The following is a 6,995-nucleotide window of genomic DNA, read 5'->3' on the forward strand; positions in this document are numbered from 1 at the left end:
GGGCTCGGCGCGTCGGTCGGCTCAACCGATGATCGGCCGGGCCTCGGCGAGTTCGTAGCGGCGATGCCGGTCGCGGAAGGCCAGGGCCGTCACGAAGGTGACGGGGCCGATCCGGCCGGCGACCATCAGTACCGCCATCAGGTACTGGTTCCACGGTGCGAGCTCGGGGGTGATCCCGGTGGACAGTCCCACCACGCCGAACGCCGACACCACCTCGAACAGCACCTCCATGAGCGAGAAACGGGTGGCGTAGAGCATGAGCACCGTGCTGGCGGCGACCACCGTCGCGGACAGGAACACCAGGCTCAGGGCCTGTCGGATCACCTCGTACGGCAGCTGTCGACCGAAGACGTGCACGCGGTCGTGCGCGCGCACCTCGGCGAGCACGACCAGGAAGATGACGGCGAGGGTGGCCACCTTGATACCGCCCGCGGTCCCGGCGCTGCCGTTGCCGACGAACATCAACATGATGGTCAGCAGCAGTGTGGAATCCTGCATCTCGCCGGTGGGCACGGCGTTGAGGCCGCCGCTGCGCGGCATCACGCCGTGGAAGACCCCGTCGGTGACCCTGGCCCACCAGTGCAGCTGACCGAGGGTGTTCGGGTTGTTCCACTCCATCGCGGTGACCAGCACGGCGCCCCCGACGAACAACAGCGCCGTGGTGGTGACCGTGAGCTTGGTGTGCAGGGTCCAGCGGCGCGGGGTACGGAGCTGACGGCGCAGCTCCAGGAGCACCGGGAAGCCGATACCGCCGAGGATCGAGGACAGCGCGATGGGGAACAGCACGAACGCGTCCCCGGAGAACCGGACGAAGCTGTCCGGGTACAGCGAGAGCCCGGCGTTGTTGAACGAGGAGATGGAGTGGAAGAAGCCGGAGTAGACCGCCTGGTGGAGGCTGAGGTCGTACCCCAGCCACATGCGCGGGGTGATCAGCAGGAAGGTGATCCCCTGACAGACCAGGAAGATCGTCAGGACCCGGCTGACCAGGCCGCGCACGTCACCGACCCAGAGCGTGCGCACCTCGGCCTGCACGTTGAGCTGCATGCGCAGGCCGAACCGGTGGATCACGGCGGTGCCCAACAGCGAGGCCAGGGTCATGATGCCCATGCCGCCCGCCTGCATCAGCGCCAGCAGCACGCCCTGGCCGAACCCGCTCAGGTCGTCGCCGATGGAGACGACGCTGAGCCCGCAGACCGAGAGCGCCGAGGTGGCCATGAAGAAGGCCTGCTCGAAGGGCAGGCCCCGGCCGTCGGTGGTGGCCCACGGAGTGCTCAGGAGAACGGCGCCGACCAGGTCGACGGTCACGAACATCAGCAGGAACACGCGTGCGGGCTTGAACCAGGCACGGGACTCCCGCGTGGTGTGCCACTCGGTGCGCGGATCGCCGTGGCGCGCGGACCGGCGGAGCGGGATCACGCTCCTGGCGAGCCGCCGCAGCGCGCCGGAGGGTCGGCGCACGGGCCTGCGGTTCACCGCTGACGTGCCTGGTGGTCGGGGTTGCGGGACACGGGCTCTCCTTGCTCGGGGACCCGAACGATTCTGCCAAAACCCCCCGGCCCGGACACGGCGCCCCACCGTTCGGGGCCCGCACCCGCCCCGCCGGGCGGGCGCCGGTCAGGCGTGCCGGGCGCCCTCGTGGTCGGCGTGGCCGGGCGGTTCGAGCTGGAGTGTGGAGTGCTCCACGTCGAAGTGGCCGGTGAGGCACTCGTGGAGTTCGTCGAGCATCCTCCCGGTGTCCCTCAGGTCCTCCTCGGAGACCACCACGTGCGCGGACATGACGGGGACGCCGGAGGTGATGGTCCAGGCGTGCAGGTCGTGGACGTCGATGACGGCGGGGTGGCCCATGAGGTGCTCGCGCACCTCGCTCAGGTCCATGCCCTTCGGGGTGGCCTCCAGCAGGACGTGGACGGCCTCACGCAGCAGTGACCACGCGCGGGGGACGATGATCGCGGCGATGCCCAGGGAGACGAGGGTGTCGGCCTGCTGCCACCCGGTGAGCCACACGATCAGACCGCCCACGATCACACCGACGGAGGCCAGGGCGTCGCTCATGACCTCCAGGTAGGCGCCCTTGACGTTGAGGCTCTCCTGGGCGCCGGAACGCAGGACGAACATCGCGGCGATGTTCATGACCAGGCCGAAGGAGGCGACCGCGATCATGCCCGGGCCGGAGACCTCGGCGGGTTCGCGGAATCGGTTGATCGCCTCCGACACGATGAACGCGCACAGGGCGAAGAGCACGATGGCGTTCACTGCGGCGGCGAGGATCTCGGCCCGTTGGAACCCGAAGGTCCGCTTACTGGTGGCGGGTCGCGCGGCGATCCACACGGCGGCCAGGGCCAGCGCGACCCCGAGGGAGTCGGTGACGGTGTGCCCGGCGTCGGCGAGCAGGGCGAGGCTGCCGCTGAACGCGGCGCCGGTGACCTGGACGACGGCGACGGTGAGCATCATGCCCAGGACCAGTGCCAGGCGTCCCTTGTTGGCGGCCCCGGCGGTGATCGGGCCGTGGTCGTGTCCCGCGCCCATGGGTTCCCTCCTCGGTTCGGCGATCGGTGGCGCCGCCACGCGTCGCGGTCGTCGTGCCCCTCCGGCGGACCATCGCCCTCGGGCGGTCCCGTGTGACTCCGGAGACCCGGCCGAACAGTTCAGCCTTCACTGTTTATACAGCGAAGGCTGTCTATACAGCAAACGATGTACAATGATTTTCATGTTGACCTCCGAGCAGCGCCTCACCGCGATCCAGCGACTCGGCCGCGCCCTGTCCGACCCCACCCGGTGCCGCCTCCTCCTGGCACTGTTGGAGGGAGCCGACTACCCGGCCGGGCTCGCCGACCGGCTCGGCCTCACCAGGCAGAACGTCTCCAACCACCTCGCCTGTCTCCGCGACTGCGGACTCGTCCGCACCCAGGCCCGCGGCCGTCAGGTCAGCTACGAACTCGTCGATGACTCCCTGGCGCACGCGTTGGAGGACCTCCTCGGCGTCGTCTGGGGTACCACCCAGCCGCACGCCACCCTGGACTCCCGGGAGGAACCAGGGGAACAGGCCTCGGCCGTCTGAGTCACCGCGCCGCGCCGACCGCCGCCCCGGGAGCGCGCTCCGGGGCCGCGCCCGGTGGGATTCCCGCGCGCCTCACCGATTTTCGGCGAACCGAAACCTGGCGTGTGATGTCCGTAACAAGAATCCGCGCGAGGGGAACCGGAGAAGACCCACTTCGGAAGGGGAGCGGGCCGACTTTGGCGGAACGTCCCCAACTTTGGTCGGGTCGGACCCTGACAGAAGACTGAGGCGTCCCTGAGAGATCCCTGAACCTCCCTCGGTCCGCTCAACTTCCGATATAACGCGACGTATGGTGAGTACAGCGCCCGGCGGATGCGCCGCCCCTCGCGGGCCTCGCACCAGGCGGACGAACACCCCGCATCCCCCACACCCACGTCCTCGCGGATCGGCACCGCGACCGCACCGGTGAGCGCGTGTTCGGCGACGAACGCGCGGCACACCCCGGTCCGACCGTCCCACCCACGGCGAGCTAGGAGCGATCACCTCTCATGTCCAGACAGGCCCCCACGGCCCCGCGTGCGGAGCACCCCCTGACCGGGGCGCGCCACACCCACCCGGCGGAAGGGACGAACGCGTGAACCGCCTTTCGGTCGTGTCGCTCGGCAACCGGGCACTGGTCCTCCTCATCACCCTGGCCGTCCTGCTCTTCGGTGTCCTCGCGGCGGTGTCGGCCAAGCGAGAGCTCTTCCCCGAGATGTCCCTGCCGATGGTGATGGTCTCGGCCCAGTACCAGGGCGCCACCCCGCAGGTGGTCGAGGGACAGGTCACCGAGCCCCTCGAACAGGCCCTGCAGGGGGTGGAGGGCGTCAACACCGTCACCTCGACCTCCACCACCGGGTCCGCGCAGATCATGGCCGAGTTCGACTACGGCCGTGACCAGGACGCCCTGGTCCGCGAGACCCAGGTCGCCGTCGACCAGATCTCCGGACTGCTCCCCGACGACGTCTCCACCTCCGTCATGGCCCTGAGCATGGACATGATGCCGGTGATGATGCTGGCGGCGAGCACCGGCAACGGCGACGAGCAGTCGATGGCCTCCTCCATCGAGAACGTCCTCATCCCCGAACTGGAGTCGGTGCCGGGCGTGCGCTCGGCCAACCTCTCCGGCGTCCCCGAGCAGCGCGTCGAGGTCACCCCGGACGAGGACGAGCTCGACGACGCCGGGGCCACCGTCCAGGACGTGTCCGACGCCCTGGAGGCCAGCGGCCTGCTCATGGCGGGCGGCAGCATCGACGAGGACGGTCGCAGCCTGAGCGTCACCACCGGTGACCAGCTCACGAGCCTCCAGGAGATCGAGGACGTGTGGGTGCGGCCCTCCCTGGGAGCCGACCCGTCCACCGCGATGCCGGGCGCACCGCCCGCGGCCGCGCCCTCTCCCGTACGCCTGTCCGAGGTCGCCGACGTCGCGATGGTGACCGAGGACGCCTCCTCGATCGCCCGCCTGGACGGCGACCCCAGCGTCGCGCTCATGGTCATGGCGACGCCGGACGGCAACACCGTCGAGATCTCCGACGGCGTCCAGGACGTGCTCGACCAGCAGGCCGACCTGCTCGGCGACGACATCTCCCTGACCGTCGTCTTCGACCAGGCGCCCTTCATCAACGACTCGATCACCGACATGTTCGAGGCCGGGGCCTACGGCCTGGCCGCCTCGGTCATCGTGATCCTCGTCTTCATGCTGTCCATCCGCTCCACCCTGGTGGTCGCGGTGTCGATCCCGGTGTCGGTCCTGGTGGCCTTCATCGGTATGCAGGCGTTCGGGTTCACCCTGAACATGCTCACCCTCGCCGCGATCACCATCGCGATCGGCCGGGTGGTGGACGACTCCATCGTCGTCCTGGAGAACATCCGCCGACACATGGACTACGGCAAGGAGCGGATGACCGCCGTCAAGGACGGCGTCCGCGAGGTTGCCACCGCCGTGGCCTCCTCGTCCTTCGCGACCATCGCCGTGTTCCTGCCGTTGGCCTTCGTCGGCGGCATGGTCGGCGAGATCTTCATGCCGTTCGCGGTCACCAGCAGCCTGGCCCTGGCCGGTTCGCTCCTCGTCGCCCTGACCATCACCCCGGTCCTGTGCTACTGGTTCCTGCGACCCGCCGAGGTCGGGGACGCCAGCCGCGAGGAGATCGAGCGCGCCGCCCACGAACGCGAGATGCGCACACCGCTCCAGCGCGCCTACCTGCCGATCATCCGGTGGATCACGACCAAGCGCAGGACCGCCACGGTGGTGACGCTCGCCGCGTCGGTGGCGATCTTCGGCGGCACCCTCGTGATGGCCGCCAACTCCGAGACCGACTGGCTGGGCGAGGCCGAGGAGAACACCTACACCGTCATCCAGGAGCTCGAACCGGGCATGTCCCTGGAGGCCGCGGACGCCGAGGCCGTCAAGGTCGAGGCGGCCCTGGCGGGGATGGCCTGGATCGAGACCTACCAGGTCAACATCGGGGGCAACCCGATGATGGGCGGCGGCGCGGCCGACCGGATCGACTACACGATCACGGCCGACCCCGGCACCGACCAGATCCGCAACCGCGACGTCCTGAGGGACACCTTCGCCGACCTCGACACCGAGTACGAGCCGCGCCTGGACTCCACCGGCGGCATGGGCGGGTCGGGCATCGAGGTCCGTGTGACCGCCGAGGACCAGGACACCCTGGTCGAGGCCGCCGGGATGATCGAGGAGGAGCTGCGCGGGATCGACGGCGCGGACGACGCCACCAGCGGGATCTCCCAGTCGCAGCCCGCGCTGGAGGTCCACGTCGACGGAGAGGACGCCGCCGAGTACGGCCTCAACGAGACGATGGTCGGCCAGACCGTCTCCGCCGCCTTCAACGGCCGCAACGTCGGCCACGCCACCATCGAGCACCTCCGCCGGGACGTGGTCGTCCTGGTCCAGGACGCGCCCGCGACGGTGGCGGAGCTGGAGAGGCTGCCGATCGCCACGCCCACCGGGCAGGAGATCGAACTGCGCGACGTGGCCGAGGTCACCGAGGTCGAGCAGCCGCCGGAGCTCACCCGCATCGACGGGGTCACGAGCACCACGGTGTCGGCCAACCCGACCGCCAGCGACCTCGGGGCGGTCAGCGTCGCCATCACCCAGGCCCTGGACAGCCTGGACCTGCCCTCTGGTGCCTCCGCCAGCCTCGGCGGTGTCAGCCAGGACCAGACCGAGGGCTTCGCCCAGCTGGGACTGGCGCTGCTCGCCGCGATCGTCATCTGCTACCTGACGATGGTCGCGACGTTCAAGAGCCTGATGCAGCCGCTGATGCTGCTGATCTCGGTCCCGTTCGCCGCCACCGGTTCGCTGGGTCTGCTGATGCTGACCGGTACGCCGATCGGCGCGGCGGCCCTGATCGGCATGCTGATGCTCATCGGCATCGTGATCACCAACGCCATCGTGCTGATGGACCTGATCAACCAGAACCGTAAGAAGGGGATGGACCTCGGAGAGGCCATCGTCGAGGGGTCCCGGCACCGTCTGCGCCCCATCCTGATGACCGCGGTCGGCACGATTGCCGCGCTCGTCCCGATGGCCACGGGTCTGGCGGGCGGCGGAGCGTTCGTCTCCGCCCCGGTCGCCCTCGTGGTGATCGGCGGGCTGGTCACCTCGACCGTGCTCACGCTCATCCTGGTTCCGGTCCTCTACCAGCTGGTGGAGGTGCGCCGTCGGCGCCGGGAGGCCCGGGCGGCCGACCGTCGCGACCGGCGCGCCGCCAAGCGCCGGTCCCGCGCCGAGGCGCGGGCGGCCGACAACGCCCCGAGCAACGGCTCCACCGCCGAGGGCGAGGCCGGCGAGGTCCCGCCGAAGCAGGACGCGGTCCAGGGCGGATAGCGACCGTTCGCCCTGGCCATGGTCGAGGGCCTCTTCGGCTACTCGCTGCCGGACGACCTGCCCTCGGGCATGGGCGTGCGCATCCTCCAGGGCGTCATGCTGGCG

Annotated in this window: 4 protein-coding genes and 1 pseudogene; 3 read left to right on the forward strand and 2 right to left on the reverse strand. The window is 70.0% G+C overall.

Going from position 1 to position 6,995, the window contains the following annotated elements; all coding sequences use genetic code 11:
• Positions 1-21: 21 nt before the first annotated feature.
• Complete coding sequence (locus tag ABZ635_RS17480) at positions 22-1,311, reverse strand: potassium transporter TrkG (RefSeq protein ID WP_357765879.1); 1,290 nt, start codon at positions 1,309-1,311, stop codon at positions 22-24.
• A 303-nt stretch (positions 1,312-1,614) separates the two neighbouring features.
• The gene (locus tag ABZ635_RS17485) at positions 1,615-2,526 is read right to left on the reverse strand and encodes a cation diffusion facilitator family transporter (RefSeq protein WP_357765869.1); all 912 of its coding nucleotides are present in this window, start codon (positions 2,524-2,526) and stop codon (positions 1,615-1,617) included.
• A 181-nt stretch (positions 2,527-2,707) separates the two neighbouring features.
• On the opposite strand from ABZ635_RS17485, the gene ABZ635_RS17490 reads away from it, so the two are divergent.
• From ABZ635_RS17490 to ABZ635_RS17500, 3 genes and pseudogenes are all read left to right on the forward strand, one after another.
• Complete coding sequence (locus ABZ635_RS17490) at positions 2,708-3,058, forward strand: metalloregulator ArsR/SmtB family transcription factor (RefSeq protein ID WP_357765872.1); 351 nt, start codon at positions 2,708-2,710, stop codon at positions 3,056-3,058.
• 574 nt (positions 3,059-3,632) lie between these two features.
• Positions 3,633-6,890 carry an efflux RND transporter permease subunit gene (locus ABZ635_RS17495; protein ID WP_357765875.1) on the forward strand — a complete coding sequence of 1,086 codons (3,258 nt, stop codon included), beginning with the start codon at positions 3,633-3,635 and terminating at the stop codon, positions 6,888-6,890.
• 6 nt (positions 6,891-6,896) lie between these two features.
• Positions 6,897-6,995: pseudogene (locus ABZ635_RS17500) on the forward strand (cytochrome b N-terminal domain-containing protein); the annotation flags it as partial.

Source organism: Nocardiopsis sp. NPDC007018, from assembly GCF_040635075.1.
Classification (GTDB): Bacteria; Actinomycetota; Actinomycetes; order Streptosporangiales; family Streptosporangiaceae; genus Nocardiopsis.